The organism is Caballeronia sp. LZ028, from assembly GCF_031451415.1.
Lineage (GTDB): Bacteria > Pseudomonadota > Gammaproteobacteria > Burkholderiales > Burkholderiaceae > Caballeronia > Caballeronia zhejiangensis.
Genome location: NZ_JARUXN010000001.1, coordinates 2,052,971 through 2,078,636, shown reverse-complemented (window position 1 = coordinate 2,078,636; position 25,666 = coordinate 2,052,971). Strand labels below are relative to the sequence as shown.

29 protein-coding genes and 5 tRNA genes are annotated in these 25,666 nt (G+C 62.9%); 25 read left to right on the top strand and 9 right to left on the bottom strand.

Annotation, left to right across the window (positions count from 1 at the left end):
* A partial coding sequence (locus QCE58_RS09835; RefSeq protein WP_309779488.1) for a hypothetical protein occupies positions 1 to 198 on the bottom strand: 198 nt, incomplete at its 3' end.
* 134 nt (positions 199 to 332) lie between these two features.
* On the opposite strand from QCE58_RS09835, the gene imuA reads away from it, so the two are divergent.
* The 3 genes from imuA to QCE58_RS09820 are packed head-to-tail and all read left to right on the top strand — an operon-like array spanning position 333 to position 6,159.
* Positions 333 to 1,196, top strand: coding sequence for a translesion DNA synthesis-associated protein ImuA (imuA, locus tag QCE58_RS09830; RefSeq protein WP_250521179.1), 864 nt, complete (start codon positions 333 to 335; stop codon positions 1,194 to 1,196).
* A complete protein-coding gene (locus tag QCE58_RS09825; protein ID WP_409014099.1) occupies positions 1,141 to 2,700 on the top strand; it encodes a Y-family DNA polymerase in 1,560 nt (519 codons plus the stop codon). Before imuA ends, QCE58_RS09825 begins: the two co-directional genes overlap by 56 nt.
* Positions 2,701 to 2,706: 6 nt before the next feature.
* Complete coding sequence (locus QCE58_RS09820; RefSeq protein WP_008349191.1) at positions 2,707 to 6,159, top strand: error-prone DNA polymerase; 3,453 nt, start codon at positions 2,707 to 2,709, stop codon at positions 6,157 to 6,159.
* Here the strand turns inward: QCE58_RS09820 and QCE58_RS09815 are convergent.
* Both QCE58_RS09815 and QCE58_RS09810 read right to left on the bottom strand, forming a co-directional pair.
* On the bottom strand, positions 6,153 to 7,091 hold the full coding sequence (locus QCE58_RS09815; RefSeq protein ID WP_008349192.1) for an SDR family oxidoreductase: 939 nt from the start codon (positions 7,089 to 7,091) through the stop codon (positions 6,153 to 6,155). The two genes, QCE58_RS09820 and QCE58_RS09815, sit on opposite strands and share 7 nt — an antisense overlap.
* Positions 7,088 to 7,294 carry a heavy-metal-associated domain-containing protein gene (locus QCE58_RS09810; RefSeq protein ID WP_008349193.1) on the bottom strand — a complete coding sequence of 69 codons (207 nt, stop codon included), beginning with the start codon at positions 7,292 to 7,294 and terminating at the stop codon, positions 7,088 to 7,090. The genes QCE58_RS09815 and QCE58_RS09810 overlap by 4 nt, the downstream gene beginning before the upstream one ends.
* Before the next feature lie 97 nt (positions 7,295 to 7,391).
* Here QCE58_RS09810 and cueR point away from each other — a divergent pair, with 97 nt between their 5' ends.
* Positions 7,392 to 7,778, top strand: a complete 387-nt coding sequence (gene cueR, locus QCE58_RS09805; protein WP_008349194.1) for a Cu(I)-responsive transcriptional regulator — start codon at positions 7,392 to 7,394, stop codon at positions 7,776 to 7,778.
* Positions 7,779 to 8,012: 234 nt separating this feature from the next.
* Entirely contained in the window at positions 8,013 to 8,159 is a 147-nt protein-coding gene (locus QCE58_RS09800) for a DUF3563 family protein (protein WP_008349196.1), read from the top strand.
* Between the two features lie 96 nt (positions 8,160 to 8,255).
* Here QCE58_RS09800 and QCE58_RS09795 read toward each other — a convergent pair whose 3' ends face one another.
* A complete protein-coding gene (locus QCE58_RS09795) occupies positions 8,256 to 8,654 on the bottom strand; it encodes a DUF305 domain-containing protein (RefSeq protein WP_175982305.1) in 399 nt (132 codons plus the stop codon).
* Positions 8,655 to 8,767: 113 nt separating this feature from the next.
* On the opposite strand from QCE58_RS09795, the gene QCE58_RS09790 reads away from it, so the two are divergent.
* Positions 8,768 to 9,139 carry a hypothetical protein gene (locus tag QCE58_RS09790; protein WP_008349199.1) on the top strand — a complete coding sequence of 124 codons (372 nt, stop codon included), beginning with the start codon at positions 8,768 to 8,770 and terminating at the stop codon, positions 9,137 to 9,139.
* A 14-nt stretch (positions 9,140 to 9,153) separates the two neighbouring features.
* On the opposite strand, the gene QCE58_RS09785 is transcribed toward QCE58_RS09790, so the two are convergent.
* A complete protein-coding gene (locus QCE58_RS09785; RefSeq protein WP_250521177.1) occupies positions 9,154 to 9,999 on the bottom strand; it encodes a 23S rRNA (adenine(2030)-N(6))-methyltransferase RlmJ in 846 nt (281 codons plus the stop codon).
* Positions 10,000 to 10,288: 289 nt separating this feature from the next.
* On the opposite strand from QCE58_RS09785, the gene QCE58_RS09780 reads away from it, so the two are divergent.
* From QCE58_RS09780 to iscX, 11 genes are all read left to right on the top strand, one after another.
* Entirely contained in the window at positions 10,289 to 11,083 is a 795-nt protein-coding gene (locus tag QCE58_RS09780) for a 3-hydroxybutyrate dehydrogenase (protein WP_250521176.1), read from the top strand.
* Between the two features lie 14 nt (positions 11,084 to 11,097).
* Complete coding sequence (locus tag QCE58_RS09775; protein WP_250521175.1) at positions 11,098 to 12,318, top strand: patatin-like phospholipase family protein; 1,221 nt, start codon at positions 11,098 to 11,100, stop codon at positions 12,316 to 12,318.
* A gap of 121 nt (positions 12,319 to 12,439) precedes the next feature.
* Positions 12,440 to 12,922: a low molecular weight protein-tyrosine-phosphatase gene (locus QCE58_RS09770; protein ID WP_175982303.1), complete on the top strand. Its 483-nt coding sequence runs from the start codon at positions 12,440 to 12,442 to the stop codon at positions 12,920 to 12,922.
* Positions 12,923 to 13,052: 130 nt separating this feature from the next.
* Positions 13,053 to 13,580 carry a Fe-S cluster assembly transcriptional regulator IscR gene (iscR, locus tag QCE58_RS09765; protein ID WP_008349204.1) on the top strand — a complete coding sequence of 176 codons (528 nt, stop codon included), beginning with the start codon at positions 13,053 to 13,055 and terminating at the stop codon, positions 13,578 to 13,580.
* Positions 13,581 to 13,662: 82 nt separating this feature from the next.
* Positions 13,663 to 14,886, top strand: a complete 1,224-nt coding sequence (locus tag QCE58_RS09760) for an IscS subfamily cysteine desulfurase (RefSeq protein WP_008349205.1) — start codon at positions 13,663 to 13,665, stop codon at positions 14,884 to 14,886.
* Between the two features lie 48 nt (positions 14,887 to 14,934).
* Entirely contained in the window at positions 14,935 to 15,363 is a 429-nt protein-coding gene (gene iscU / locus QCE58_RS09755; RefSeq protein WP_008349206.1) for a Fe-S cluster assembly scaffold IscU, read from the top strand.
* A 50-nt stretch (positions 15,364 to 15,413) separates the two neighbouring features.
* A complete protein-coding gene (gene iscA / locus QCE58_RS09750; RefSeq protein WP_008349207.1) occupies positions 15,414 to 15,737 on the top strand; it encodes an iron-sulfur cluster assembly protein IscA in 324 nt (107 codons plus the stop codon).
* A gap of 83 nt (positions 15,738 to 15,820) precedes the next feature.
* On the top strand, positions 15,821 to 16,348 hold the full coding sequence (gene hscB, locus QCE58_RS09745; RefSeq protein WP_175982302.1) for a Fe-S protein assembly co-chaperone HscB: 528 nt from the start codon (positions 15,821 to 15,823) through the stop codon (positions 16,346 to 16,348).
* A 37-nt stretch (positions 16,349 to 16,385) separates the two neighbouring features.
* Complete coding sequence (hscA, locus tag QCE58_RS09740; RefSeq protein ID WP_250434865.1) at positions 16,386 to 18,251, top strand: Fe-S protein assembly chaperone HscA; 1,866 nt, start codon at positions 16,386 to 16,388, stop codon at positions 18,249 to 18,251.
* A gap of 26 nt (positions 18,252 to 18,277) precedes the next feature.
* Positions 18,278 to 18,619, top strand: coding sequence for an ISC system 2Fe-2S type ferredoxin (gene fdx, locus QCE58_RS09735; RefSeq protein ID WP_008349211.1), 342 nt, complete (start codon positions 18,278 to 18,280; stop codon positions 18,617 to 18,619).
* Between the two features lie 14 nt (positions 18,620 to 18,633).
* Positions 18,634 to 18,831, top strand: a complete 198-nt coding sequence (iscX, locus tag QCE58_RS09730; RefSeq protein WP_008349212.1) for a Fe-S cluster assembly protein IscX — start codon at positions 18,634 to 18,636, stop codon at positions 18,829 to 18,831.
* A 93-nt stretch (positions 18,832 to 18,924) separates the two neighbouring features.
* On the opposite strand, the gene QCE58_RS09725 is transcribed toward iscX, so the two are convergent.
* Positions 18,925 to 19,899, bottom strand: a complete 975-nt coding sequence (locus QCE58_RS09725; protein ID WP_250439922.1) for a patatin-like phospholipase family protein — start codon at positions 19,897 to 19,899, stop codon at positions 18,925 to 18,927.
* Between the two features lie 158 nt (positions 19,900 to 20,057).
* On the opposite strand from QCE58_RS09725, the gene gltX reads away from it, so the two are divergent.
* The 7 genes from gltX to QCE58_RS09690 all read left to right on the top strand — a co-directional run bounded on the left by gltX (position 20,058) and on the right by QCE58_RS09690 (position 22,999).
* A complete protein-coding gene (gene gltX / locus QCE58_RS09720) occupies positions 20,058 to 21,467 on the top strand; it encodes a glutamate--tRNA ligase (protein ID WP_250521174.1) in 1,410 nt (469 codons plus the stop codon).
* 135 nt (positions 21,468 to 21,602) lie between these two features.
* Positions 21,603 to 21,678: transfer RNA gene (locus tag QCE58_RS09715), tRNA-Ala, on the top strand.
* 164 nt (positions 21,679 to 21,842) lie between these two features.
* Positions 21,843 to 21,918: transfer RNA gene (locus QCE58_RS09710), tRNA-Glu, on the top strand.
* 70 nt (positions 21,919 to 21,988) lie between these two features.
* Positions 21,989 to 22,065 (top strand) — tRNA-Asp (locus QCE58_RS09705).
* 72 nt (positions 22,066 to 22,137) lie between these two features.
* A tRNA-Glu gene (locus tag QCE58_RS09700) sits at positions 22,138 to 22,213 on the top strand.
* A gap of 69 nt (positions 22,214 to 22,282) precedes the next feature.
* Positions 22,283 to 22,359, top strand: a tRNA-Asp gene (locus QCE58_RS09695).
* 175 nt (positions 22,360 to 22,534) lie between these two features.
* Entirely contained in the window at positions 22,535 to 22,999 is a 465-nt protein-coding gene (locus QCE58_RS09690; RefSeq protein WP_008349215.1) for a GNAT family N-acetyltransferase, read from the top strand.
* A gap of 18 nt (positions 23,000 to 23,017) precedes the next feature.
* Here QCE58_RS09690 and QCE58_RS09685 read toward each other — a convergent pair whose 3' ends face one another.
* Complete coding sequence (locus QCE58_RS09685; RefSeq protein ID WP_008349217.1) at positions 23,018 to 23,851, bottom strand: helix-turn-helix domain-containing protein; 834 nt, start codon at positions 23,849 to 23,851, stop codon at positions 23,018 to 23,020.
* Positions 23,852 to 24,001: 150 nt separating this feature from the next.
* Here QCE58_RS09685 and QCE58_RS09680 point away from each other — a divergent pair, with 150 nt between their 5' ends.
* Positions 24,002 to 24,418, top strand: a complete 417-nt coding sequence (locus QCE58_RS09680) for a gamma-glutamylcyclotransferase (RefSeq protein ID WP_034473211.1) — start codon at positions 24,002 to 24,004, stop codon at positions 24,416 to 24,418.
* A 100-nt stretch (positions 24,419 to 24,518) separates the two neighbouring features.
* Here the strand turns inward: QCE58_RS09680 and QCE58_RS09675 are convergent, their stop codons facing one another.
* Both QCE58_RS09675 and QCE58_RS09670 read right to left on the bottom strand, forming a co-directional pair.
* Positions 24,519 to 24,761: a hypothetical protein gene (locus QCE58_RS09675; protein ID WP_008349220.1), complete on the bottom strand. Its 243-nt coding sequence runs from the start codon at positions 24,759 to 24,761 to the stop codon at positions 24,519 to 24,521.
* Positions 24,762 to 25,030: 269 nt separating this feature from the next.
* Positions 25,031 to 25,666, bottom strand: coding sequence for a YdcF family protein (locus QCE58_RS09670; RefSeq protein ID WP_250521173.1), 636 nt, complete (start codon positions 25,664 to 25,666; stop codon positions 25,031 to 25,033).

Genomic DNA, 25,666 nt, shown 5'->3' with positions numbered 1-25,666 from the left:
CCACCCCTTCCCATCCCGAACAGGACCGTGAAACGACTCCACGCCGATGATAGTGCGGATACCCGTGTGAAAGTAGGTAATCGTCAGGCTCCTCATGCTCCAAACAAAAACCCCACCCCAAAAGGTGGGGTTTTTGCGTTTGAAGCGCGGCAACCGTGAATCCGGATAACCCGCGCTGCGACTTGCCTCGCGCCCCATCGGCGCATCCTTCTATCCGCCAGCTGTTTACCCTCGCCCGCAAAAATACTGTATAAATATACAGTAAACCGGAGGCCCACCGAGCGCTTGCGCCATGAGCAGGCCCCTGTATTCGCGTCGGACGGGGAAAACTCATGGGTGCAGCACTTTCATTGCTCGACATCGGGCTGACATCGCATCTGCAGCGTCAGGTCTGGCAGGGCAGTCCGGTCAACGATCCCGAGTCGAACATCATCTCGAGCGGCTTTCGAGCGCTCGACTTGGCCTTGCCCGGCGCAGGCTGGATGCCCGGCTCAGTCACCGAGTTGCTGATCGAAGAGAGTGGCGTAGGCGAAATCAGACTGCTCGCGCACTCGATCCGCGAACTGACAGCAAGCAAAGGCCGCTCCGTCATCTTCGTCGCGCCACCGTGGAAGCCCAATCTGGCCGCGCTTCGGACGATGAACATCGCGGTGAACAAGCTGGTCTGGGTCAAAGCGGCCGAGGATCAGGTGCTCTGGGCCGCGGAGCAGTCGTTGAAGCAGGAAGGCATCGGCGCAGTGCTGATCTGGCTACCACAAGTCGATGCCAAAGCCTTGCGAAGACTGCAGGTGGCGGCTCAGGAAGCGCAGTCGCTGGCATTTCTGTTCCGCCCGCTCAAAGCGGCGAAGCAATCCTCCGCTGCGCCGCTGCGCATGGTCTGCAAGCCGATACTTCCCGCCAACGCGCAGACGATGAACCGTCGCGAATGGATGCAGGCCGTCATGCTCGAAATCGACATCATCAAGCGGCGCGGCCCATTGCTCGGCAAGCCCTTGCAGTTGAACTTGCCGCTGCAGATGCCTGCGCTGCCCGAACATATTCGTCGGGCGCATCAGGCAAGGAAAGCACGAGAGGTCAAACATGTTGTGGATAGCGGTGACATTGCCGCTTTTATCGCTCGAAGCCGTCAGGCCGCCTTCGATGCCCTCAGCGCCGGCGAACTCGACATCGCCTGGAGCGAGCTCGACGGCGAATGACAATATCGATCAGTCATGCTTCGCGCTAGCCGATCACGCGCGCGTCCTGATGCCCGATCTCGTCGCGTTTCGGCTCGGCGTGCGGCCCGGCAGCACGCGCTCGCATGCGTTCGCGCTCGCGCCCCAACTGACGTTGCTTGCCGTCGACATTCGCGAGGAGCAGAACGCGCTCGAAGCCGTTGCGCTGGCGCTGCTCGCGTTCACGCCCAAAGTCGTGCTCGCGCATGCGAATACGGTACTGCTCGAAGTCGGCGCCAGCATGCGGCTCTTCGGCGGATTGCGCGCGTTGCTGTCCAGCGTGACATCGACGGTTAAAGGATGTGGCTTCACGTCCCGCATGGGCTGCGCGCCGACAGCGTGGGGCGCGTGGCTGCTGGCGCACGCGCGCACGCGCCGGGTCGCGCGGCGCGTACGCATCGTGAAAGAGACGACGCTCGTGCACGTACTCGATGAGTTGCCCGTATCGCTCATCCCATCGGCGCATTCGCACGGCAACGTGTTCGAGCAGATCGGTTGCGCGACGCTCGCCGATTTGCGTCGTCTGCCGCGCAAGGGCGTCGCGCGCCGCTTCGGGCAAGGCGTTCTGCAATGGCTCGCGCAAGCGTACGGACAGGCGCCCGACCCGCGTGAGGCATTTTGTGCGCCGGCGTCGTTCGAAGCGCGGCTCGAATTGCAGGCGCGCGTGGAAAGCGCCGAGGCGCTGCTGTTCGCCGCGCGCCGGCTCGTGCTGCAACTCGCCGGCTGGCTCTCTGCGCATCATGCGGCGGTCAGCGAATTTTCGCTCTTGCTCGAACACGAACTGGCCGCCCGTCACGCGCCGAAAACGTCGACATTCAAGGTGGCGTGGGCCGTGCCGACGCGCGACGCCGACCACATCCTGTGGCTCTTGCGCGAGAAGCTGAATCAGACGACGCTCGCCGCGCCCGTCATCGAGATGAAACTCCTGGCCGACAAGGTCAGCGAGCATGCGCCGCCGCCCGACACCTTGTTTCCGATGCCTGGTTCCGACAGCGAATCGATGGCGCAACTGCTCGAACGCCTGAGCGCGCGGCTGGGCGCGGAGAACGTGGTGCAACTGGTCGCGCGCGACGATCATCGGCCCGAGGCGGCGATGACCGTCGAACCTTATAAGCCCGCAAGCGAAACGAAATCCAAGCGCGGAAAAAAGTCGCCGAAGACGCAAACGGCAAGGGCAGAAGCAGAACCCGAAGTGCAAACGGAGTCAGACGAACCGCTCGAACTTCCCGATCTCGCCGTGCCTCAGCAGCCGCGTCCGTCGTGGATACTCGAAACGCCGCAAAAGCTGATGCTGCGCAACGAGCGGCCGTTCTATCGGCGTCCGTTGAAGCTGATCAGCCGGACCGAGCGTATCGAGGCGGGATGGTGGGACGGCAACGGCGTCCAGCGCGATTACTACGTCGCCGCCGACGATCGCGGGCGCATGTTCTGGCTCTATCGCGAACGTCTTACGGGCGACTGGTTCCTGCACGGTTTTTTCGGATGATGCGCGATGGATGATCTGAACGACATCATCGGTCTGGATGGAGACAACGCGTTTCCCGGCTCGATGTCGGCGTCGGCGTTGTTGCCCGGTTATGCCGAACTGCATTGTCTGAGTAACTTTTCGTTTCTGCGCGGCGCATCGCATCCGCAGGAACTGGCGGCGGCCGCGCTCGAACACGGCTACACCGCGCTCGCGATTACGGATGAATGCTCGCTCGCGGGCGTCGTGCGCGCGCATGCCGCGATCAAGGACATCGAGGCGAAGGCGCAAGCCGACGCCGAAGCCGCGCGGCTTGCCGGCGAGCCGCCGCCCAAGAGCCAGGATCTGAAGCTGATCATCGGCAGCGAACTGCATCTCACGGACGCCGATGGCGAGCCGTTCTGCACGCTTATCGCGCTCGCGACAAATCGGGCGGGCTACGGCAACCTGTCCGAGCTGATTTCGCACGCGCGCGCGCGTTCGCCGAAGGGCAGCTATCGGATCGGTCCGGAAGACTTCACCGATCCCGCCGCTTCATCCGATACATCGGACTTGCGCGGCGATATCGCGCATCTGAAGCACTTGCCCGATTGCCTGCTGATTCTCGTGCCGCAGCGCGCAGCGACGCTCGCCGATACGCTCGATCGCGCGCACTGGCTGGCCGGTTTCGCCGCGGGCCGCGCGTGGCTCGCGCTGGAGCTCTGGCAGGACGGCAGCGACGACGAGCGTCTCGCTTCGTGCCGCGTGATCGCGCAGGCGAGCGGATTGCCGCTCATCGCGGCAAGCGGTGCGCTGATGCACGCGCGCTCGCGCAAGCCCTTGCAGGACACGCTCACCGCGATTCGCCTGAACCGGCCGCTCGCCGAATGCGGCTATGCGCTCGAAGCGAACGCGGAGCGGCATCTGCGCACGCGGTTGCGCATCGGCGCGCTTTATCCGAAAGAGGCGATCCGGGAAACGTTGAAGGTGGCCGCGCGCTGCACCTTCTCGCTCGACGAACTCAAGTACGAATATCCCGAGGAACTGGTGCCGCCCGGCGAGACGCCCGCGAGCTATCTGCGCAAGCGGGTGATGGCGGGCGCGCTGCAGCGCTGGCCGAACGGCATGGACGCCGAGACGATCGGTCTCATCGACAAGGAACTGGCGCTCGTCGCGAAGCTGGAATACGAGAAGTACTTCCTGACGGTCTACGACATCGTCGCGTTCGCGCGCAGCAAAGGGATTTTGTGTCAGGGACGCGGCTCGGCGGCGAATTCGATCATTTGTTATTGCCTCTTCATCACCGAGCTCGATCCGGTGCGGATGGGTCTCCTGATCGAGCGCTTCATCTCGCAAGCGCGCAACGAGCCGCCCGACATCGATGTCGATTTCGAGCATCAGCGGCGCGAGGAAGTCATCCAGTACATCTATCAGAAGTACGGGCGGCATCGCGCGTCGCTGGCGGCGTCGCTCATCACGTATCACACGCGCAGCGCGCTGAAGGATGTCGGCAAGGCGCTCGGGCTCGATGCATCGCTGATCGAGCGCATCGGCAAATCGCAGCAATGGTGGGACGGGCCGTCGGCGGTGGCGGGTTATCTCCGGGAAGCCGGCTTCAGCGACGATTCGCACGTCACGAAGCATCTGATCCGGCTCACGCGCGAGTTGCGCGGCTTTCCGCGGCATTTGTCGCAGCATGTCGGTGGCTTCGTGATCGCGCGGGAACGTCTGTCGCGGCTCGTGCCGATCGAAAACGCCGCGATGAAGGACCGCTGCGTGATTCAATGGGACAAGGACGACATCGATCAGCTGAAGCTCCTGAAAGTCGACGTGCTCGCGCTCGGCATGCTTTCGGCGATCCGGCGCGCGCTCGAATTCGTCGCGCTGCGGCGCGGCGTGCCGGGCTTCGGGCTGTCGCATATTCGTCGCGAGGACAAGGCCGTCTACGAAATGTGCTGCCGCGCGGACACCATCGGCGTGTTTCAGATCGAATCGCGTGCGCAGCAGAGCATGCTGCCGCGCTTGCGGCCTCAGAAGTATTACGACCTCGTCATCGAAGTGGCGATCGTGCGGCCCGGCCCGATCCAGGGCGGCATGGTGCATCCGTATTTGCGCCGCAAGCAGGGCCTGGAAGAGGAGGATTATCCGAAAGAGGAACTGCGGCCGGTGCTCGGCCGCACGCTCGGCGTGCCGATCTTTCAGGAGCAGGTGATGAAGCTCGCGATGGTCGCGGCGGGCTACACGGCGGAACAGGCCGATCAGTTGCGCCGCGCGATGGCCGCGTGGCGCCGCGGCAGTCATCTGGAAAAGTATCAAGCCGATCTCATGCAGAAGATGCTCGCGCGCGGCTACGAGCACGATTTCGCCGCGCGCGTGTGCAAGCAGATCGAGGGTTTCGGCGAATACGGCTTTCCTGAGAGTCACTCGGCGAGCTTCGCGCTGCTCGTCTACTTCAGCGCGTGGATCAAGCGTTACGAGCCCGCGGCGTTTCTGGCCGGCCTGCTGAACAGCCAGCCGCTCGGCTTTTATTCGCCGTCGCAACTCGTGCAGGACGCGCGGCGTCACGGCGTGCCGGTGTTCGCGCCCGATGTTTCGCTGAGCGATTGGGAGTCGGTGCTGGAAGCGCGCGCCGGCGATGGCGAGCGCATCGGGTTCGATGCCGGCAAGGAGCGGCGGCGTCAACAGTTTTACGGCGCGGCAGAGTCGGATCGCGTGTTCCGGAAGACCGTGCAGCGAGCGGCGCGCAGGCTCAGAAAGCGCGTCGAGCTGGATGGACGGCAATACGGCGCGAAAGGGCCAGGCGTGCGGATCGGCCTGCAACTGATCAAAGGTCTGCCGCAAGCGGCGGCCGAGCGGATCATGGCCGCGCGCGCAGAAGCGCCGTTCATCGATGTCGACGATCTCACGCGCCGTGCCGCGTTGTCGCGCCGCGAACTCGAAGCGCTCGCGGCGGGCAATGCGCTCGCGAGCATTGCAGGACACCGGCGTCAGGCGTGGTGGGCGGTCACCGCACAGCAGCGCGCGCCGGAATTGCTGCGCGACGCGCCGATGAGCGAGGCGCCGCTGCTGCTGCCGGAAGCATCGGAAGGTCGCGAAATCGTCGACGATTACGCGAGTCTCGGGCTCACGCTCAATCGGCATCCGCTCGCGCTTTTGCGCGCGAAGCTCGCGCGTATGCGCTTCAAGACCGCGGCCGAACTCGCGGATATCAGAAACGGGCGCTTCGTGCGGGCGTGCGGCATCGTGACGGTGCGGCAGCGGCCGGGCACGGCCAACGGCACGATTTTCGTATCGATCGAGGACGAAACGGGCGCAATCAACGTGATCGTCTGGCCGGGGCTCGTCGAGAAACAGCGCAAGGTGCTGCTAGGCGCGTCGCTGCTCGGCGTGCACGGCGTCTGGCAAATGGAAGGCGAGGTGCGCCATCTGGTGGCGCAGCGGCTCGAAGACCATAGTGCTTTGCTCGGCCGCCTGGCCGCGCCGAGCCGCGATTTTCACTGAGATGAGACGTCCGGATACTTCGCGAGCAGTCTGCCGATCGCGATGTCGAACGGCGTGCGCCGGCCGATGCCCAGCGCTTCCAGCCGGCCGGAATCGAGATGACAGTCGCGCGGGCGCGGCGTCGCGTCCGCGGGCGTGCGCTGCGCAACGAGCTTCGCGTCCACTTTCAGTGCTCGCGCGATGCGTTCGGCGATATCGAACTTCGTCATCGGCTCGTCGCCGGACCATTGCGTGATCCCGGAGATCGTCGCGCCTTTCGCGTGATGTTCGAGCATGCCGCGAATCACCACGGCGACATCGGGCGTGTATGTCGGATAACGCGTCGCCCAGGCGTCCATCGAGGCGGGCGCGCCGGCAGCCTCGGACGATTTCACGATCGCGGGCGTGAGGCTCGTCACCGCAGATTCGCTCCAGTCGGTGAACGGCCCGTAAAGCAGCGGCAGACGCAGCACGCAGGACATCGGATCGCTCGCGAGCAGCGCGCGTTCGCCGTCGAGCTTGCTCTGGCCGTAGGCGTTGAGCGGCGCGGGCGCGTCGTCGGGCAAATAGGGCGGCGACGCGCCGTCGAAGACGTAGTCGGTCGAAATCGACAATACCCATGTGCCGAGCGCGCGCGCTTCGGTGGCGATCACGCTCAACGCCTCGACATTCAACGCGCGCGCGAGCGCCGGATCGTTTTCGCAGATGTCCGGACGCCGCTCCGCTGCCGCGACCACGATCGCATCCGGCGCGAGATCGCGCACGAACGCGCGTACCGCGTCATGGTCGAGCAGGTCGAGCTTCACGCTCGCGGCGTCGGCGCGCCGGTGAGCCGTATGCACGACGCGCCACGTCTGCGTGCTGGCCGCGCTCGCCAGTTCCGTGGCAACCGCCCGGCCCAGCAACCCCGACGCCCCGATCAGCGCGACGGTAAAGCGCTCGTTTTGCCTCATGCCGAAGCGACGCCGACGACCGTATAGCCGGCCTCGTCGATGGCTTCCTTGAGCGCATCGTTCGATTTTGCGGATTCGACGGCGACCTTGCCTCGCTCCAGATCGACGCGAACTTGCGCTTGCGGATCGATTTCCTGAATCGAGCGCGTCACAGCGGCGACGCAGTGCTGGCAACTCATGCCCTGAACTTCGAATTCGGTCATTGCTGTTTCCCCTTGAAAAAGTCCGGATCAACGACATCGTATACCTTGCCATCATGGGAAGGTGTAGAGTCGGAATGACATTTTTCAGGAGCAGACGATGAATATCGGCGAAGCGGCCCGCGCCTCGGGCGTGACCGCGAAAATGATCCGCTACTACGAGAGCGTCGGATTGCTCAATCCGGTCGGACGGACGTCATCGGGATATCGCGTGTATGGCGATCACGAGGTCCACGCGCTGCGTTTCGTGCGGCAGGCACGCCGGCTCGGCTTTCTCGTCGACGATATCCGCAAGCTGCTCGCCTTGTGGCAGGACCGGTCGCGGGCGAGCGCGGAGGTGAAGTCGATTGCGCTGGAACACGTTGCGGAACTTGACCGGCGGATCGCCGAATTAACCGAGATGCGCGACACGCTGTCGCATCTGGCTAATCATTGTCACGGCGACGCGCGGCCGGATTGCCCGATATTGGACAAGCTGGCGCAGTAATGCACGAAAATGGTGCATGTGCGACGACCAGATCGTTGACACTGAGCGAATTGATACGAGAAATCAGTGGTTTAAGCAAGAATGCGGCCTGCACCATTCCGAATCCGAATGCACACTATTCAAGCATTTCACTACCCCGGCACGGACGTTCTCCCCTATAATCCGGGTATTCCCTAACGCGGGTAATCCCTGACCCGAACCGCCAGGGATCTTTCGAAGACCTTGGAGAACACCATGTTTGCATTCCTCATCGAAAAACTGAGCATCTGGTTTGAAGCCGCCGAGCAGCGCCGCCGCGAAGCCTATCTTGCGCAATCGACGGACATCGTCCAGCTTGAACAGCGCATCCGCTCGCTGGAAACGAACGGCTACAACGCTTAAGCGTTTCGTTCCTGGCGTCGAACACGCCCGATGTGAAAGCAAAAGCCCCGCAATTGCGGGGCTTTTGCTTTTTGCTCGTCACGTGAGCGGAGCGTTTTACTGCTTGTGCGGATGCTGCTCCAGCCACTGTTTCATGAATGCGATTTCCTTGTTCTGCGCGGCGATGATGTCCTTCGCCAGCTTGCGCAGCTTGGCGTCCTTGCCGTACTTCAGTTGGACCTTCGCCATTTCCACCGCGCCCTGATGATGCGGAATCATGTGCGCGACGAAATCCCGGTCGGCGTCCCCCGTGTACTCGATGCTCGACATGCCCGACATCATTTTCTGATCGGCGGCCTGGAACGCGGCGGTGGACGAGACGTCCGTCGGCTTCGGCTCGTGCTGTTCCATATTCATGCCTGGCATTGCATCGCTCGCCGGCGCGGCGGTCTGGGCATTCACGCTTGCGCTGCAGAGGATGGTGAAGATGGCAAGTGCGATTCTTGTTGATTTCATCGTATCTCCTGTGGAAGGGGCGGTTGCAAGGCTGCTTATGTGTCGAACCACCTAGCCTAAAGCTTGCCACCGGGGTAAGGTAAAGCGGTTTCGTCTACACAAAAGAGCGCGCGATGCCAGGCCATATCAATGACACGACGAATATCGGGTTCCGCCATCGAATCACGAAAGTCACGCAGGTTTGCATCGCGCTCGCCGCAGTCTTGCCCGGCTCGCAACCGGCGCTCGCCAAGCCGGGCGGCGAACCGCTCGTACTCGATACGCAAACCGGTATCCACAGCGGCGTGAGCGGCACGGTGCTCCAGAGCGGCCCGCTCGGCGGCCCGGGCATGGTGCCGATGGCGACATTGCCCGGCATCCCGCAGGAGGCTCAACCGCCCATCGTCGTTTCACCATACGTCGAATATTCAAGCGGACAGAACACGGTGCCCGTTCAGCCTGGCGGCGGCGTGCGCCCCAGAACTCCGCGCGCGCCTCATCCCTGACCGCGAAACCGTGCTCAGTCGGCGCGATGTTCAAGCTTGAACGAAGCGTTGCCGTCCTCGCCGAGCGCGTCGACGAGGTAGGGCAGTGATTCCTTCAGTTCCTTCGCCAGCGTGTAGGGCGGGTTGATTACGAACATGCCGCTGCCGAACAACCCGAAGCCGTCCGTCGGCGGTTTCCTCACCGTGAGGGCCGCATGCAGCCAGCCGTTCGGCTGTATCGCCTTCAGCTGATCGGCGAAACGCTGCGACTCCTGGCGCGTGACGATCGGGTACCAGACCGCATACGTTCCGGTCGAGAAGCGCTTGATACTTTCTTCGAGGCACGTAATCGTGCGGGCGTAGTCGCGCTTGTCCTCGTACGACGGATCGATCAGCACGAGCGCACGCCTCGGCGGCGGCGGAAGAATCGCCTTGATGCCGTCGAAGCCGTCGCCTTCGAAGATCATCGCGCGCCGGCCGGCATCGCGGAAATTGTGGCGCAGCACGTCGATTTCCGTGCTGTGCAACTCGAAAAGCCGCATGCGATCCTGCTCGCGCATCGTGCGCCAGGCCAGATAGGGCGAGCCGGGATAGAAACGCAGACCGCCATCGGGATTCAATGCCTTCACTTCGTCGACATAGTCGGCGAGCAGCGCCGGCAGGTCGCCGCGATCCCAAAGCTTGCCGATGCCCGTCTCGAACTCGGCGTTCTTCGTCGCGAAGCCTTCGGTGAGCGAATACACTCCGGCGCCGGCGTGCGTGTCGACATACCAATACGATTTGTCCTTCTGGCCGAGATAGCGAAGCATCTGAATGACGATCGCGTGTTTCAGCACATCGGCGTGGTTGCCCGCATGAAAGGCGTGACGGTAACTGAGCATGACAGGAGGCCCGCGTCGGGCGCGAGAAGCAAAATGAAAAGGTGCGGCGGAAGGGCGCCTATTCTAGCCGACCCCGTGCGCTGCATGACTCACGACGCCCAGCGCGTGCTGCGGCGCATTGCGTCCTTCATGCACAATAACCGCTCCCGGACTTTCATGAACAGTCGGCCGAATGGCCTAAGCGTTCTGAGTTTCGCCCGACTTTTCCTATGCCGAACGGCCAGCTTGATAGCCGTGCCGACGGATGTTGTCATACACCCGATGTCTTCCCACTGGATAGGAGGTTCGCATGTCATCAAACGGTAAGCTCGACGGCAAGGCCGCGATCGTGACGGGCGCGGCGAGCGGTATCGGCAAGGCTATCGCGTCCACGCTCGCCGGCGCGGGCGCGGCGGTCGCCATCGCCGATCTGAATCAGGCGGGCGCGGACGCGGTCGCCGAAGAGATCCGCGGCAAGGGCGGCAAGGCTATTGGCATCGCGATGGACGTGACGAACGAAGACGCCGTCAATCAGGGCATCGATCGCGTCGCTGCGGAACTGGGCTCTGTGGACATCCTCGTGTCGAACGCGGGCATTCAGATCGTCAATCCCATCGAAAACTACGCGTACGCCGACTGGAAGAAGATGATGGCGATCCACGTCGACGGCGCGTTTCTCACCACCAAAGCCGCGCTCAAGCATATGTACAAGGACGATCGCGGCGGGGTAGTGATCTATATGGGTTCGGTGCATTCGCACGAGGCGTCGCCGCTGAAGTCCGCCTATGTGACCGCGAAACACGGACTGCTCGGCCTCGCGCGCGTGCTGGCGAAGGAAGGCGCGAAGCACAACGTGCGCTCGCACGTCGTCTGTCCGGGCTTCGTGCGTACGCCGCTCGTCGACAAGCAAATTCCCGAGCAGGCCAAGGAGTTGAAAATCAGCGAGGAAGAAGTCGTCAGGCGCGTGATGCTCGGTGGCACGGTCGATGGCGTATTCACGACCGTCGAGGACGTCGCTCAGACCGTGCTCTTCCTTTCCGCGTTCGAAACGGCGGCGCTGACGGGGCAATCGTTCGTCGTGAGTCACGGCTGGTTCATGCAATAAGGAGAACGCGCGGGATGTCGGAAATCGAGAACGAAGAAGTCATAGGACGGGAAAGCGCGCGGACTCGGGCGTCCGCCGGGCAGCAAACCCGCGTGCACCTGCCGCCCTACGAGACGATCGCGCTCATGCTCCAGGGCGGGGGCGCGCTCGGCGCCTATCAGGCGGGCGTCTATCAAGGGTTGCACGAGGCGGACATCCATCCGAACTGGATCGCCGGCATCTCGATCGGCGCGCTCAACACGGCGATCATCGCGGGCAACGCGCCCGAGCATCGCGTGACGCGTCTGCTTGAATTCTGGCAGACGATCTGCCAGCCTGCGTTCGGTTTCCCGTTGCCCGCGTTCCTCGAGCGCGCGCTATTCGATTCCGCCGACGAAATTCGCAAGGCGTTCACCGCGATGCAGGCTTTCGGCGCGATCGTCGAAGGGCAGAAGGGATTTTTCATCCCGCGCTTTCCGCCGCCGTCGCCGATCGCGTCGAGCTCGCCGCAGACCGCGAGCTATTACGACACCACGCCGCTCAAGGCCACGCTCGAGCGGCTTTGCGATTTCGACCGCATCAATTCCGGCGAAACGCGCGTGTCGGTAGGCGCGGTGAACGTCGCGACCGGCAACTTCGCGTATTTCGACAACACGCAGATCCGCTTGCGCGCCGAGCATTTCATTGCCTCGGGCGCCTTGCCGCCGGGCTTCGCCGCAGTCGAGATCGACGGCCAGTTCTATTGGGACGGCGGTCTCATGTCGAACACGCCGCTCTACGAAATCGCGCAGGCGACGCCGCGCCGCGACACGCTCGCCTTCCAGGTCGATCTGTGGAGCGCGCGCGGGCCGGTGCCCGACAGCATCGTCGACGTGATGGGGCGCGTGAAGGACGTGCAGTATTCGAGCCGCACGCGTTTCGTCACGGATCAGATGCAGCGCGCGCAGCGCTACCGTAACGTGTTGCAGCACGTTCTCGATCTCGTGCCCGAAGACGTCCGCGAGGGCGACGAATGGTGCAGGCTCGCCGCCGAACTGGCATGTTCGAAGCGTTACAACATCATCCACCTGATATACCGGCAAAAAGAGTACGAGGGGCATTTCAAGGACTACCAGTTCGGCTTTTCGACAATGCGCGAACACTGGGAAAGCGGTCTCTCCGATATGCGCCGCACGCTTGCGCATCGCGACTGGCTCGACATGCCCAACGGCGAGTCGCGCTTCATCACGCATGACATCCATCGGGACGAGCGATGAAAGCGTTGCGCAAGATGGAATGAGCCGTGTGGGCGAGAATTTGTGCCCCTTTGTATAATTCGGGACGCATTCCGGTGCTGTTTCTATCGACGCCGGACATCACGACTTTTCCCGGCTTTAGATGAACTCGATCGCGGTCTGCTTCGTCTGTCTCGGCAATATCTGCCGCTCGCCCAGCGCGGAAGCGGTGATGCGCGATCTCGTCGAGCGCGCGAAACTGGCTGAGCGCATCGTGATCGATTCGGCGGGCACCGGCGACTGGCACATCGGCGAGCCGCCGGACGAACGCGCGCAAAAGGCAGCGAAGAAGCGCGGCTACGATCTGTCGAACTTGCGCGGCCGTCAGGTCGCCGCGGCCGATTTCGCGCGCTTCGATCTGTTCATCGTCATGGACGACGCCAACGCCGCCGCCTTGGCGGAAGTCTGCCCGTCCGAGCACCGCGACAAGATTCGCCTGCTGATGGAGTTCGCGACGCGCGACGACAGCCGCGTGGTGGTCGATCCCTATTTCGGTGGCGAAGAGGGCTTCGAAAAAGTGCTCGACCAATGCGAGGACGCATGTGAAGGCTTGCTGAAAGCCTTACGCGCTCAGTTGACTGCCTGAGCGGCGGCGCGGCCGCGCGATCCAAAAAAACGCGTTAAAAGACTACTTATCTCGCCCCGGATACTTGACTAAAAACGTGGGCTATTTATACTTGACGAAAACCATCGAGTATTAGCGTTAGCCCCCAATTATGAGACTCACCACGAAAGGCCGTTTCGCCGTCACGGCGATGATCGACCTGGCGCTGCGCCAGGAGCAGGGCCCGGTGACGCTGGCAGGCATCAGTCAGCGCCAGCGCATCTCGCTTTCCTACCTCGAACAGCTCTTCGGCAAGCTGCGGCGGCATGAGATCGTCGAATCGGTTCGCGGACCGGGCGGCGGCTACAACCTCGCGCGCCGCGCGGAGAACGTCACGGTTGCCGACATCATCATCGCGGTCGACGAGCCGATCGACGCCACGCAGTGCGGCGGCAAGGGCACGTGCGAAGGCACGAAGCAGCACGACGGCCACTGCATGACGCACGAGCTCTGGGCGACACTGAACCAGAAGATGGTCGAGTATCTCGATTCCGTCTCGTTGAAGGATCTGGTCGACCAGCAGCGTGCGCGCGAAGGTTCGTCGGCGGTGCTGCGCGACCGGCGCGCGGAATCGGCTGGCGTCGAGGCCGCGCGTGTCGTGCCCAAGGGGCCGAATTCCATTTTCAATCTGGCCGGATGACATAAACCGCGCCGGCGCGAGCCGCGCGCGCAGACGAAAGCGTCCCAGCCAAGAGCTTTGACCGATTTTCCCGGAGCGACTGATGAACAACGATATTCCCCACCTGCCCATTTACATGGACTACAGCGCGACGACCCCCGTCGATCCGCGCGTGGTGGACAAGATGATTCCGTATCTTCGCGAGCAGTTCGGCAATCCGGCCTCGCGCAGCCACCAGTACGGCTGGGATGCGGAGCGTGCGGTCGAGGAAGCGCGCGAGAACGTCGCGGCGCTCGTGAATTGCGATCCGCGCGAGATCATCTGGACGTCGGGTGCGACGGAATCGGACAACCTCGCCATCAAGGGCGCGGCGCACTTCTACAAGAGCAAGGGCAAGCACATCATCACCGTGAAGACCGAGCACAAGGCCGTGCTCGACACCACGCGTGAGCTGGAGCGCGAAGGCTACGAAGTCACGTATCTCGACGTGAAGGACGACGGTCTCATCGATCTGGAAAAGTTCAAGGCGGCGATCCGTCCGGACACGATCCTCGTCTCCGTGATGAGCGTGAACAACGAAATCGGCGTGATTCAGGACATCGAGGCGATCGGCGAGATCACGCGCGAGAAGGGCATCATTTTCCACGTCGATGCGGCGCAAGCCACCGGCAAGATCGAAATCGATCTGCAAAAGCTGAAGGTCGATCTGATGTCGTTTTCGGCTCACAAGACGTACGGTCCGAAGGGCATCGGCGCGCTGTACGTGCGTCGCAAGCCGCGCGTGCGCATCGAAGCGCAGATGCACGGCGGCGGTCACGAGCGCGGCATGCGTTCGGGCACGCTCGCGACGCATCAGATCGTCGGCATGGGCGAAGCGTTCCGCATCGCGCGTGAGGAAATGGCGACGGAGAACGAGCGCATCCGCATGCTGCGCGACCGTCTGCTGAAGGGGCTGCAGGACATCGAAGAGGTGTACGTCAACGGCGACATGGAACGCCGCGTGCCGCACAACCTCAACATCAGCTTCAACTTCGTCGAAGGCGAATCGCTGATCATGGCGGTGAAGGACGTCGCGGTGTCGTCGGGTTCGGCGTGCACGTCGGCGTCGCTCGAGCCTTCTTATGTGCTACGCGCGCTCGGCCGTAACGACGAACTCGCGCACAGCTCGATCCGCTTCACGGTCGGCCGCTTCACCACCGAGCAGGACGTCGACTATGTGATCAACCTGCTGAAGAACAAGATCGCGAAACTGCGCGATCTGTCGCCGCTCTGGGAAATGCACAAGGACGGCATCGACATCTCGACCATCCAGTGGGCTGCGCACTAAGCGACCACTGAGCGCCACGCGACACCGAATATTAGGAGAGTTTGAATCATGGCTTATAGCGACAAGGTTCTGGACCACTACGAAAACCCGCGTAACGTCGGCTCGTTCTCGAAGGACGACGACACCGTCGGCACCGGCATGGTCGGCGCGCCGGCGTGCGGCGACGTGATGAAGCTGCAGATCCGCGTGGGCGCGGATGGCGTGATCGAGGACGCGAAGTTCAAGACCTACGGCTGCGGCTCGGCGATCGCATCGAGCTCGCTCGTCACCGAATGGGTGAAGGGCAAGACGCTGGATCAGGCGCTCACCATCAAGAACACGCAGATCGCCGAAGAACTGGCGCTGCCGCCGGTGAAGATCCACTGCTCGATCCTCGCGGAAGACGCGATCAAGGCGGCGGTTGCGGACTACAAGCAGCGTCATGGCGTCGCGGCGCCGGAAGCGGCAGCGGCTGAATCGAAGCAGGCAGCGGCGTAATTGTGACGACGGGCGTCCGGGGCGGCGCCCCGAAGAGAGAAGCGAAGACTATGGCAATCACGTTGACGGATAAAGCGGCACAACACGTGCAGAAGTATCTGACGCGGCGCGGCAAGGGCGTCGGCTTGCGGCTGGGCGTGCGGACGACGGGCTGTTCGGGCCTCGCGTACAAGCTCGAGTATGTCGACGAGCTCGCACCGGAAGACACCGTGTTCGAGTCGTCGGGCGTGAAGATCGTGATCGATCCGAAGAGTCTTCCGTATCTCGACGGCACCGAGCTGGACTTCGCCCGCGAAGGCCTGAACGAAGGCTTCAAGTTCAACAATCCGAACGCGAAGGACGAATGCGGCTGCGGCGAATCGTTCCGCGTCTGACGGGAATGACGCCGGCGGTATCGGCAAAAGAGGCGGCGCGTGCCGCCTTTTTCATTCGCGCACACTGAATTCACAGACATAGCATGGCCACGCTCACCGACAGTCACTTCGATCTCTTCGATCTGCCGCAGACCTTCGCCGTCGACCAGCAGAAGCTCGACGACGCTTATCGCACCGTGCAGGCGCAAGTGCATCCGGACCGTTTCGCCGCGGCCGGCGATGCGCAGAAGCGTCTCGCGATGCAGTGGGCCACGCACGCGAACGAGGCGTATCAGACGCTGCGCGATCCGCTGAAGCGCGCGCGCTATATGCTCGCGCAGCGCGGCATCGACGTCGGCGCGGAGAACAACACCGCGATGGAGCCGGCGTTCCTGATGCAGCAGATGGAATGGCGCGAAAATATCGAGGATGCGGCGAACGCGAAGAACATCGGTGCGCTCGAAGCGCTGCTCGACGAACTGCGCGACGAAGAGCGCATTCGCTTCACCAAGCTCGAGGCGCTGATCGACAGCAAGTCGGATCAGGCGGCGGGCGAGGCCGTGCGTCAGTTGATGTTCATCGAACGCGTGGCGCATGAAATCGGCGCGCAGATCGAACGGCTCGAACACTAAAGGCAAACGCGCCGCATACAACCTCATAAGACCAACGATGGCTTTACTGCAAATCTCAGAACCCGGCATGGCGCCGGCGCCGCATCAAAGGCGCGTGGCGGTCGGCATCGATCTCGGCACGACGAACTCGCTCGTCGCGGCCGTGCGCAGCAGCGTGCCCGAAGCGCTGCCCGACGAGGACGGCCACGTGCTGCTGCCGTCGGTCGTGCGCTATCTGGAGAACGGCGGACGGCGCATCGGCCGCGCCGCCAAGGAAGAAGCGGTCATCGATCCGCGCAATACGATCGTCTCGGTCAAGCGTTTCATGGGCCGCGGCAAGAGCGAGGTCGAGGGCGCGGAGAACGCGCCGTACGATTTCATCGACGCGCCGGGCATGGTGCAGATTCGCACTGTCGACGGCGTGAAAAGCCCGGTCGAAGTATCGGCGGAAATTCTCGCGACGCTGCGTTATCGCGCGGAAGACACGCTCGGCGAGGATCTCGTCGGCGCGGTGATCACGGTGCCCGCCTATTTCGACGAAGCCCAGCGTCAGGCGACGAAGGACGCGGCGAAGCTCGCCGGCCTGAACGTGCTGCGCCTGCTCAACGAGCCGACCGCAGCCGCGATCGCTTACGGTCTCGATAACGGCGCGGAAGGCCTCTACGCCGTCTACGACCTCGGCGGCGGCACATTCGATCTGTCGATTCTCAAGCTCACGAAAGGCGTCTTCGAAGTGCTCGCGGCGGGCGGCGATTCCGCGCTCGGCGGCGACGATTTCGATCACGCGCTGTATCGGCACGTCTTGACGGCGGCGGGCGTGTCGGTCGATGCGCCGGAAGACGTGCGCCTGCTGCTCGATCTCGTTCGCAACGCGAAGGAAGCGCTGTCGTCGACGAACGAAACGCGCGTCCAGGCGACGCTCTCGACCGGCCAGCAGATCGATGTCGCCGTGACCGAAGCCGAGTTCGCCGCGCTGACCGAGGCGCTCGTCGCGCGCACGCTCACGCCGACGAAAAAGGCGCTGCGCGATGCGAAGGTCGCCGCGAAGGACATCAAGGGCGTCGTACTGGTTGGCGGCGCCACGCGCATGCCGGTGATCCGCCGCGCGGTCGAAACGTTCTTCGGCCAGCCGCCGCTCATCAATCTCGATCCAGATCAGGTCGTCGCGCTGGGCGCTGCGATTCAGGCCGATCTGCTCGCGGGCAACCGTCGCGGCGAAGGCGACGACTGGCTGCTGCTCGACGTGATTCCGCTGTCGCTCGGCGTCGAAACGATGGGCGGCCTCACCGAGAAAATCATCCCGCGCAATTCGACGATCCCGACCGCGCGCGCGCAGGATTTCACGACCTTCAAGGACGGCCAGACCGCGATGGCGATCCACGTCGTTCAGGGCGAGCGCGAACTCGTGTCCGATTGCCGGTCGCTCGCGCGCTTCGAGTTGCGCGGCATTCCGCCGATGGCGGCGGGCGCGGCGCGCATTCGTGTGACCTATCAGGTCGACGCGGACGGTCTCTTGTCCGTGTTCGCGCGCGAGCAGATGTCGGGCGTGGAGGCGTCGGTGGTCGTGAAGCCGTCGTACGGACTCGCCGACGACGAAGTCGCCCGCATGCTCGAAGAGAGCTTCAAGACCGCCGAGACGGACATGCGCGCGCGTGCGTTGCGCGAGGCGCAGGTGGAAGCGGAGCGTCTCATCGAAGCGACGCACGTTGCGCTCGAAACCGACGGCGAACTGCTCGACGACGATGAACGCGCGCAAATCGTCGCGCTCGTGACCGAACTGGCGGCGCTCGCGAACGGCGATTCGGTCGAGAAGATCGAAGATGCGACGAAGACGCTCGCCACCGGCACCGATGAATTCGCCGCGCGCCGCATGAACAAGAGCATCCGCCGCGCGCTCGCGGGCCGCAAGCTCGACGACGTCTAAATCATCCTATTCGAGAAATACGAAACATGCCTCAAATCGTTGTGCTGCCTCATGTGGAGCTTTGCCCGGACGGCGCGGTGATCGACGCCGACATCGGCAAGAGCATCTGCGACAATCTGCTGGATCACGGCATCGAGATCGAGCACGCCTGCGAGAAATCGTGCGCGTGCACGACGTGCCACGTCATCATTCGCGAGGGCTTCAACGCGCTCGAGCCGTCCGAGGAAGACGAGGACGATCTGCTCGATAAAGCGTGGGGTCTCGAACCGACATCGCGGTTATCATGTCAGGCAATGGTGCCTGCCGACGAGGATCTGGTGGTCGAGATCCCGCGGTACTCCATCAATCACGCCAAAGAAAATCACTGACAGGAGGCTCGCCCATGAAGTGGACAGATACCCAGGAGATCGCGATGGCACTCACCGACGCGCATCAGGATGTCGATCCCCAATATGTGCGTTTCACTGACCTGCATCGCTGGATCACCGAACTCGACGGTTTCGACGACGATCCCGAAAAGTCCAACGAGAAGATTCTCGAGGCAATCCAGGCGGCCTGGATCGAGGACGCGGACTACTGACCGGTTCTAATTCGCCATGACGGCGGCTTCGTGAGAAGCCGCCGTTTTGTTTTGCGGGCATTCTTTTGCGCCGATGCTTCGCATTGCAGAAGTTCAGACCTTCGCGCCGCGCTCCGCGAGCTGTCGCTGCAACGTCGGCCACATCTTGGCGACGGCTTCCTCGCCCGCGAGAATCGATGCATTGCGCTGGCTGAAATCGCTGCTGCTCATCGCGTTGAGGTTGGGGCGGACGACCGCGTTCGCGTATTTGTCGAGCTCGTAGGCCTTGATGGTCTGGCCCATGATCGTGAAGGTCTGCATCAGCACGTCGAACGAGCTCGATGTCAGCCCGCTTTCCGGCCGCGCCGAAATATCGACCGCGATCACGAAATCCGCGCCCATCTTGTGCGCGAACGCCGCCGGCACCGGACTCACGAGCCCGCCGTCGACATACTCGCGATCGCCGATCTTCACCGGCTCGAAAATCGACGGCACGCTGCACGACGCCCGCACAGCGACGCCCGTGTTGCCGCGCTGAAAGAGAATCGGCTGGCCGCTCTTCAGATCCGTGGCGACGATGCCGAGCGGCTTCGCCATCTTTTCGATCGGACGGTTGTCGAGCGTCCTGTTCAGGTAGTTCTGCAGCGCGACGCCTTGCAGGATGCCGCGCGCGCGAAAGGGCATCGCCCAGTCGCTGATCGAGGCTTCGTCCATCGTGAGGGCGAGCTTGTTGATCGCGATGCCGCTCATCCCCGATGCGTACAGCGCCGCGATGACCGAGCCGGCGCTCGTGCCCGCGACGAGATCCACGCGCACGTTGCGCGCCTCGAGCGCCTTGATCACGCCGATATGCGCGAAGCCGCGCGCGGCGCCGCCGCCGAGCGCGAGCCCGATACGCATCGGTTGTTGCGGTTCTGCCTTCGGCGGCGCCGGCGGCGTGACGATTGCCGTTTCGCCTGAATTGCCGCCGCTCGTGGTGGTGCAGGCGGCGAGAACGGACGACGCGGCCGCGAGCGAAAACGCGCGGCGCGAAAGACGGGGTGACGATGAACTCAAAGTGTGCTCCAGCGGTGCGGCGGGTTCCGGCAGGCCCGTCGATGCGGGCGTTCGGGGAGATCTTGAAAAGCGCGCACATCATAAAACAAAAGGCGCGCGGACCGGCGCGAAGCGGGCGGCGAGTATAATTTCGTCTCATTTTGCGCGGCATTTCAGCGCCTGGCGCACTGCCATTAATCGAGTAAACAGCAATGACCACCCAAGTCCGCACACGCTTCGCTCCGAGTCCGACCGGCTTCATCCATCTCGGCAACATCCGCTCCGCGCTCTATCCGTGGGCGTTCGCGCGCAAGATGAAGGGCACTTTCGTGCTGCGCATCGAGGACACCGATCTCGAGCGCTCCACCGATGCGTCGGTCGATGCGATTCTCGAAGGCATGGCGTGGCTCGGGCTCGATTTCGACGAAGGCCCGTTCTATCAGATGCAGCGCATGGACCGTTATCGCGAGGTCATCGCGCAGATGATGGAAAAGGGGCTCGCGTATCACTGCTACATGTCGACGGAAGAGCTCGACGCGCTGCGCGAGCGTCAGCGCGCCGCGGGCGAGAAGCCGCGCTACGACGGTACGTGGCGCCCCGAGCCGGGCAAGGTGCTGCCGCCGGTTCCGGAAGGCGTGAAGCCTGTCGTGCGCTTTCGCAATCCGCTCTCGGGCACGGTCGCATGGGACGACGCGGTGAAAGGCCACATCGAAATTTCGAACGAGGAACTCGACGACCTCGTGATCGCGCGCCCCGACGGCACGCCGACGTATAACTTCTGCGTGGTCGTCGACGATCTCGACATGAAGATCACGCATGTGATTCGCGGCGACGATCACGTCAACAACACGCCGCGCCAGATCAACATTCTGCGCGCGCTCGGCGGCGAGGTGCCGGTGTACGCGCATCTGCCGACCGTGCTGAACGAGCAGGGCGAGAAGATGAGCAAGCGCCACGGCGCGATGAGCGTGACGGGCTATCGCGACAACGGCTATCTGCCGGAAGCGGTGGTCAACTATCTGGCGCGCCTCGGCTGGTCGCATGGCGATGCGGAGATTTTCTCGCGCGAGCAGTTCGTCGAATGGTTCGATCTCGAGCATCTCGGCAAGTCGCCCGCGCAGTACGACCACGACAAGCTGAACTGGCTCAACGCGCACTACATCAAGGAAGCGGACAACGCGCGTCTCGCCGAGCTGACGAAGCCGTTCCTGCTGCAGGCCGGTATCGATGCCGCGGCGATCGACGGCGGCGCGCCGCTCGATCAGGTGATCGGGCTCTTGAAGGACCGCGCATCGACGGTGAAGGAAATCGCCGATAACGCCGCCATGTTCTATCGTGAGCCGGTGATCGATGCGGATGCCTTCGCGCAGCACGTCACCGATGCGGTGCGTCCGGCTATCGCGGACCTGCGTGCGGCGCTCGCGAACGTCGAGTGGACCAAGGAAGCGATCGCGGCCGCGCTCAGGGCGACGCTCGCCGCGCACAAGCTGAAAATGCCGCAACTCGCGATGCCGGTGCGCCTGCTGGTCGCGGGCACGACCCACACGCCGTCGATCGATGCCGTCCTGATGCTCTTCGGACGCGATGTCGTGTTGGCGCGTCTGGAAAAGGCGGCGGGTTGAGGTCCGCGCAATGGATCGCGGGGCGTGATCCATTGCGCGCATCGGCGTCTGTCGAGGCAAAAAGTTTCACTGAAGTCGTCAGAGGGTATTTACAACTTCGAAAACGCCCTATACAATCTCGTTTCTGTTCTGCAAGGGGGTATAGCTCAGCTGGGAGAGCGCTTGCATGGCATGCAAGAGGTCAGCGGTTCGATCCCGCTTACCTCCACCAAGAACAGCAGAAAGCAGTTGAAGTAGTGCGAAGCTTGTTCTCCGGAAACGGAAGTCGCAAAAAATACTTCACAAGTAACACGAAGTTGTATAGAATTTCGGTCTTCGCTGATCGGCGGCAAGTAGATCAGCGGAGCAGTAGTAAAGACAGAATCACAAGTTTCTGTCCCCTTCGTCTAGAGGCCTAGGACATCACCCTTTCACGGTGAGTACAGGGGTTCGAATCCCCTAGGGGACGCCAAAACATCGGCGGCTGCTAGTAGAAAGCGCTGCAAGTTCACAGGTGACACTGTGAACGGATGAAAAGAAGTGGAGCGGTAGTTCAGTTGGTTAGAATACCGGCCTGTCACGCCGGGGGTCGCGGGTTCGAGCCCCGTCCGCTCCGCCAACACTTGCGAGCAGAAACACTCCGGCTAATGAGAGCCGGTTTTTTTTCGCCGCAGGGTGTGCAGAAGTTGAAGTCCCCTTCGTCTAGAGGCCTAGGACATCACCCTTTCACGGTGAGTACAGGGGTTCGAATCCCCTAGGGGACGCCAGAACATCGGCGGCTGCTAGTCAAAAGCGCTGCAAGTTCACAAGTGACACTGTGAACGATGAAAAGAAGTGGAGCGGTAGTTCAGTTGGTTAGAATACCGGCCTGTCACGCCGGGGGTCGCGGGTTCGAGCCCCGTCCGCTCCGCCAAGTTGTTTTAAGGAAATCCAGCCTTCGGGCTGGATTTTTTTTGCCCGCTTTCCGCCGCTCGCCATATCCGATTCCCTTTCGTACGCGTTCCCTGCGCATTCGACCGTGATAATGGCCATTGCCAGCCCGCGCACACTGTCTTAGTGTTTAGGCACCTGTTTCTCGTGCCCGTGCGATGCTCGACCCGACCGAAGACCTCTCGCTCTATCAACTGCGCCAGGCGAACATGGCGGACTTCGCCTTCGCCGAAGCGCTCACGCACGACAACATGGTGGGCTACTATCGGCGTCACAATCTCGTGTGGCGCGGCGATCTTTTCCTTTCCAGCTGGCGCGAGTCCGAAAATTTCATCCTGCAGGCGGATGGCGTTCCCATTGGCGTCATGCGTGTCACCGAGGAAGACAATTCGCTGCATATTCGCGACGTGCAGATCGCGAAGGGCTATCGTGGACACGGCGCCGGGACCTTTCTGCTTAACACGGCGCATCGATGGGCGAGGGCGCGCGGGCTCGCCGAATGTCAGTTGCGCGTGTTCGTCGATAACCCCGCGGCGCGTCTTTACATTCGGCTCGGATACCGGCCGGCTGGACCGCGGCTCGCGCAGCTCGGCGCAATCCGGCACATGGTGCGGCGCGTCTGAAGAAAGCGCGCACACGCGCTAAGAGCCGTCGATGTCGCGCTCGTCGCGGCCATCGCGGGCGAAAAATGCGCGCGGGCTTTCGCCGAACGCACGGCGAAACATCGCGGAGAATGCGCTCTGGCTCTGATAGCCCAGTTCACGCGCAACTTGCGCGAGCGGACGGCCCTGGCTGAGCAGCGGAATGGCGCGCGCAAGAACGGCCTGCTGACGCCACTGGGAAAAACTCACGCCGAGTTCGCGTCTGAAAAGCCGCGCGATGGTGCGCGAACTCGCGCCGGCCTCCGATGACCACCGCTCCAGATCGGAATGCGACGGATCGGCGAGCACGGCGTTGCACAGTGCGCGCAGGCGCTTCTCGTTCGGCATCGGCACGGAGAGCGGCAGCGGCTGCGAGCGGATGATTTCATCGAGCGCGAGCGTGCCCAGCAGTCGCTCGCGCTGACGCGAAATCGGTTCTTCATCGAGCGCCGCGATGACTTCACGCAAAAGCGGCGACACCTCGACGACGCGACACGCGCCGAGACCCGCCGGCACGACGCTCGCGTCGACGTAAAGCGTCCGCAGATAAGCGTCCTCGACGATCACGACCTCGTGCGTGACATTGGGCGGCACCCAGATCGCGCGCGAAGGCGGCACCATCCAAGTCGAATCCGCTGTCGCGACACGCAAGACCCCGCGCGACGTATAGGCGACCTGCGCCCACGGATGCGTATGCAGCGCGATCCGCACGCCGTAAGGAACGGGCCGCGAGCGCACGCGAATCGGATGATCGAGCGTCGGCGAATGCTCGACGGGAATGTCGAGATGCTCGACTTCTTCGCCCGACGAGTTCGATTCGACAAACGTGGCCATGTTCGCTCGAGTTGATGGTGGCAGGCGGCCGGATTCATCGACCGCCACGCGCCGATGGTAGCCGAAAGCGCTCGCCCGGGCGCACCGCGAATATTGCCCGGCGCATAATGCCCGTCGTCACCTTTTGCGACAACAGGAGCGTTCTTCCCAATGCAATACGTTTTTGTCTACGGCACGCTGCGCGCGGGCGAGGCCAACGATATCAACCACGCAGCCGCGCGAAACGGCATCGCTACGCCCGAATGGATCGGTGCCGCCCACGTTCGGGGTCAGCTTTTCGACTTCGGCAACTATCCTGGTCTCGTGATCGATGAGAAGGGCGCGCCGATTCGCGGCGATGTCTACCGGATCGAGGACGCGCTCGTGCCCGTGCTCGACGAGATCGAACATGTGTATCCGGGCGTGGAAGGCTTATTCCGCTCGCATCGCCTGCATGTGGAGGTGGAAATCGAGGGGAGAAAGGATCGGGTCGATTGCCTGATCTATCCCGTCGGGGCTGCGTCCGCTGCCGGGCTGCCGTGCATCGAAGGCGGCGACTGGGTGACGCATCGCGCCGAACGCGCCTGAATGCGCGAAGCAGGGAAACTGATTTTGCTCGCGCCGCGGTGAGCCGATGCGTCGACTCACCGCGGCGTGAATGGCCCCGCGCCTTGCAGCGGGAACCGGCTTACTGGCTCGGGGCCGCCGGCTTGCTGTGCGATTTCTTGTGATGCATCGACTTGTGCGAAGAAGGCGTCTGCTCGGTCATCTTTTGGCTTTCCTGACGCGACTGCAGAGCCTGCGCGCGCGACTCGACATCAGCAATTTTGGCGGGATCGGTGCTCATGGTCACGCCTTGATCGCTCTGGGCATACGCGGCCGATGCGACCGCGCTGAGGGACAACAGAACAGCCAGGGACACTTTCTTCATTGTTACCTCCGAGTGGCAGTTGGAACCTGGGAATCGTCTGTCCGATCCGTTGGAACGACACTTGTGTCTGAGCAAAAATCGCTCCCGCTGTGCGGGAAGTCAGCCGCTAACCTCGCGCGTCTGACGATCAGACAACCTGAATCATAAGCCTTGAATCGGGCAAGGGTGTGTCGTGCGTCTGTCCGAAAAGCGGACGCGCATGATCGAGCACAAGCGTCGAATTATTTTCCAGTGCTTATCAATGCGCTTCGCTCCCGAATCACGAGGCGCTAATAGAGATGCAGCCAGCGATACACGTCGAAGCGTGCGAGCCCGACGAGTTCGTGCATCGCGAGCTCGCTGTTCGTGAAGCCCCGCACACGGGGAAAGAACGTCGGGCGAGTGGGCCATACATCCGACACATACGGCACCGGCGCATAGCCGAAAGCCTCGAAAGCACGCAACGCGCGGCGCATGTGATACGCGGATGTGACGACGATCAAACGGTTGTCATGTGCGTGGCCGAGAATACCGGCCACGTTTCGCGCGTTCTGGTAAGTATTGAGGCTTTGATTCTCGCGCACGAGGTCGTCCGCAGCGACGCCTTGCGCAAGCACGTATGGCGCGTAATTGTCGGCTTCGGCCTGCCCGTGATGTTCCGGATCGCCGCCGCTCAGAATAACCTTGCACGACGCGCCGGTTTCGCGGCATTCGCGATACAGCGTTGCCACGGCGTCGATGCGCCGCACCGCGTTGGACTTCGGAACGAGCCCCGCTTTGCTGCGATGCGTGCCGCCGCCCATCAGCACGATCGTCGTCTTCGGTGCGAACGAAGGCACGTCCGTGTGACGATAGCCGTGCTGGGCGAGATCGAGCAAAGGCGTTGCGAACCATCCCGCGCCGATCGCCCATGCGAGCGCCGCCAC

Excerpts from the sequence above, each read along its gene's own strand:
- imuA (WP_250521179.1), top strand. The coding sequence starts at position 333 with ATGGGTGCAGCACTTTCATTGCTCGACATCGGGCTGACATCGCATCTG.
- QCE58_RS09825 (WP_409014099.1), top strand. The coding sequence starts at position 1,141 with ATGCCCTCAGCGCCGGCGAACTCGACATCGCCTGGAGCGAGCTCGACG.
- QCE58_RS09820 (WP_008349191.1), top strand. The coding sequence starts at position 2,707 with ATGGATGATCTGAACGACATCATCGGTCTGGATGGAGACAACGCGTTT.
- QCE58_RS09815 (WP_008349192.1), bottom strand. The coding sequence starts at position 7,091 with ATGAGGCAAAACGAGCGCTTTACCGTCGCGCTGATCGGGGCGTCGGGG.
- QCE58_RS09810 (WP_008349193.1), bottom strand. The coding sequence starts at position 7,294 with ATGACCGAATTCGAAGTTCAGGGCATGAGTTGCCAGCACTGCGTCGCC.
- cueR (WP_008349194.1), top strand. The coding sequence starts at position 7,392 with ATGAATATCGGCGAAGCGGCCCGCGCCTCGGGCGTGACCGCGAAAATG.
- QCE58_RS09800 (WP_008349196.1), top strand. The coding sequence starts at position 8,013 with ATGTTTGCATTCCTCATCGAAAAACTGAGCATCTGGTTTGAAGCCGCC.
- QCE58_RS09795 (WP_175982305.1), bottom strand. The coding sequence starts at position 8,654 with ATGAAATCAACAAGAATCGCACTTGCCATCTTCACCATCCTCTGCAGC.
- QCE58_RS09790 (WP_008349199.1), top strand. The coding sequence starts at position 8,768 with ATGCCAGGCCATATCAATGACACGACGAATATCGGGTTCCGCCATCGA.
- QCE58_RS09785 (WP_250521177.1), bottom strand. The coding sequence starts at position 9,999 with ATGCTCAGTTACCGTCACGCCTTTCATGCGGGCAACCACGCCGATGTG.
- QCE58_RS09780 (WP_250521176.1), top strand. The coding sequence starts at position 10,289 with ATGTCATCAAACGGTAAGCTCGACGGCAAGGCCGCGATCGTGACGGGC.
- QCE58_RS09775 (WP_250521175.1), top strand. The coding sequence starts at position 11,098 with ATGTCGGAAATCGAGAACGAAGAAGTCATAGGACGGGAAAGCGCGCGG.
- QCE58_RS09770 (WP_175982303.1), top strand. The coding sequence starts at position 12,440 with ATGAACTCGATCGCGGTCTGCTTCGTCTGTCTCGGCAATATCTGCCGC.
- iscR (WP_008349204.1), top strand. The coding sequence starts at position 13,053 with ATGAGACTCACCACGAAAGGCCGTTTCGCCGTCACGGCGATGATCGAC.
- QCE58_RS09760 (WP_008349205.1), top strand. The coding sequence starts at position 13,663 with ATGAACAACGATATTCCCCACCTGCCCATTTACATGGACTACAGCGCG.
- iscU (WP_008349206.1), top strand. The coding sequence starts at position 14,935 with ATGGCTTATAGCGACAAGGTTCTGGACCACTACGAAAACCCGCGTAAC.
- iscA (WP_008349207.1), top strand. The coding sequence starts at position 15,414 with ATGGCAATCACGTTGACGGATAAAGCGGCACAACACGTGCAGAAGTAT.
- hscB (WP_175982302.1), top strand. The coding sequence starts at position 15,821 with ATGGCCACGCTCACCGACAGTCACTTCGATCTCTTCGATCTGCCGCAG.
- hscA (WP_250434865.1), top strand. The coding sequence starts at position 16,386 with ATGGCTTTACTGCAAATCTCAGAACCCGGCATGGCGCCGGCGCCGCAT.
- fdx (WP_008349211.1), top strand. The coding sequence starts at position 18,278 with ATGCCTCAAATCGTTGTGCTGCCTCATGTGGAGCTTTGCCCGGACGGC.
- iscX (WP_008349212.1), top strand. The coding sequence starts at position 18,634 with ATGAAGTGGACAGATACCCAGGAGATCGCGATGGCACTCACCGACGCG.
- gltX (WP_250521174.1), top strand. The coding sequence starts at position 20,058 with ATGACCACCCAAGTCCGCACACGCTTCGCTCCGAGTCCGACCGGCTTC.
- QCE58_RS09690 (WP_008349215.1), top strand. The coding sequence starts at position 22,535 with ATGCTCGACCCGACCGAAGACCTCTCGCTCTATCAACTGCGCCAGGCG.
- QCE58_RS09685 (WP_008349217.1), bottom strand. The coding sequence starts at position 23,851 with ATGGCCACGTTTGTCGAATCGAACTCGTCGGGCGAAGAAGTCGAGCAT.
- QCE58_RS09680 (WP_034473211.1), top strand. The coding sequence starts at position 24,002 with ATGCAATACGTTTTTGTCTACGGCACGCTGCGCGCGGGCGAGGCCAAC.
- QCE58_RS09675 (WP_008349220.1), bottom strand. The coding sequence starts at position 24,761 with ATGAAGAAAGTGTCCCTGGCTGTTCTGTTGTCCCTCAGCGCGGTCGCA.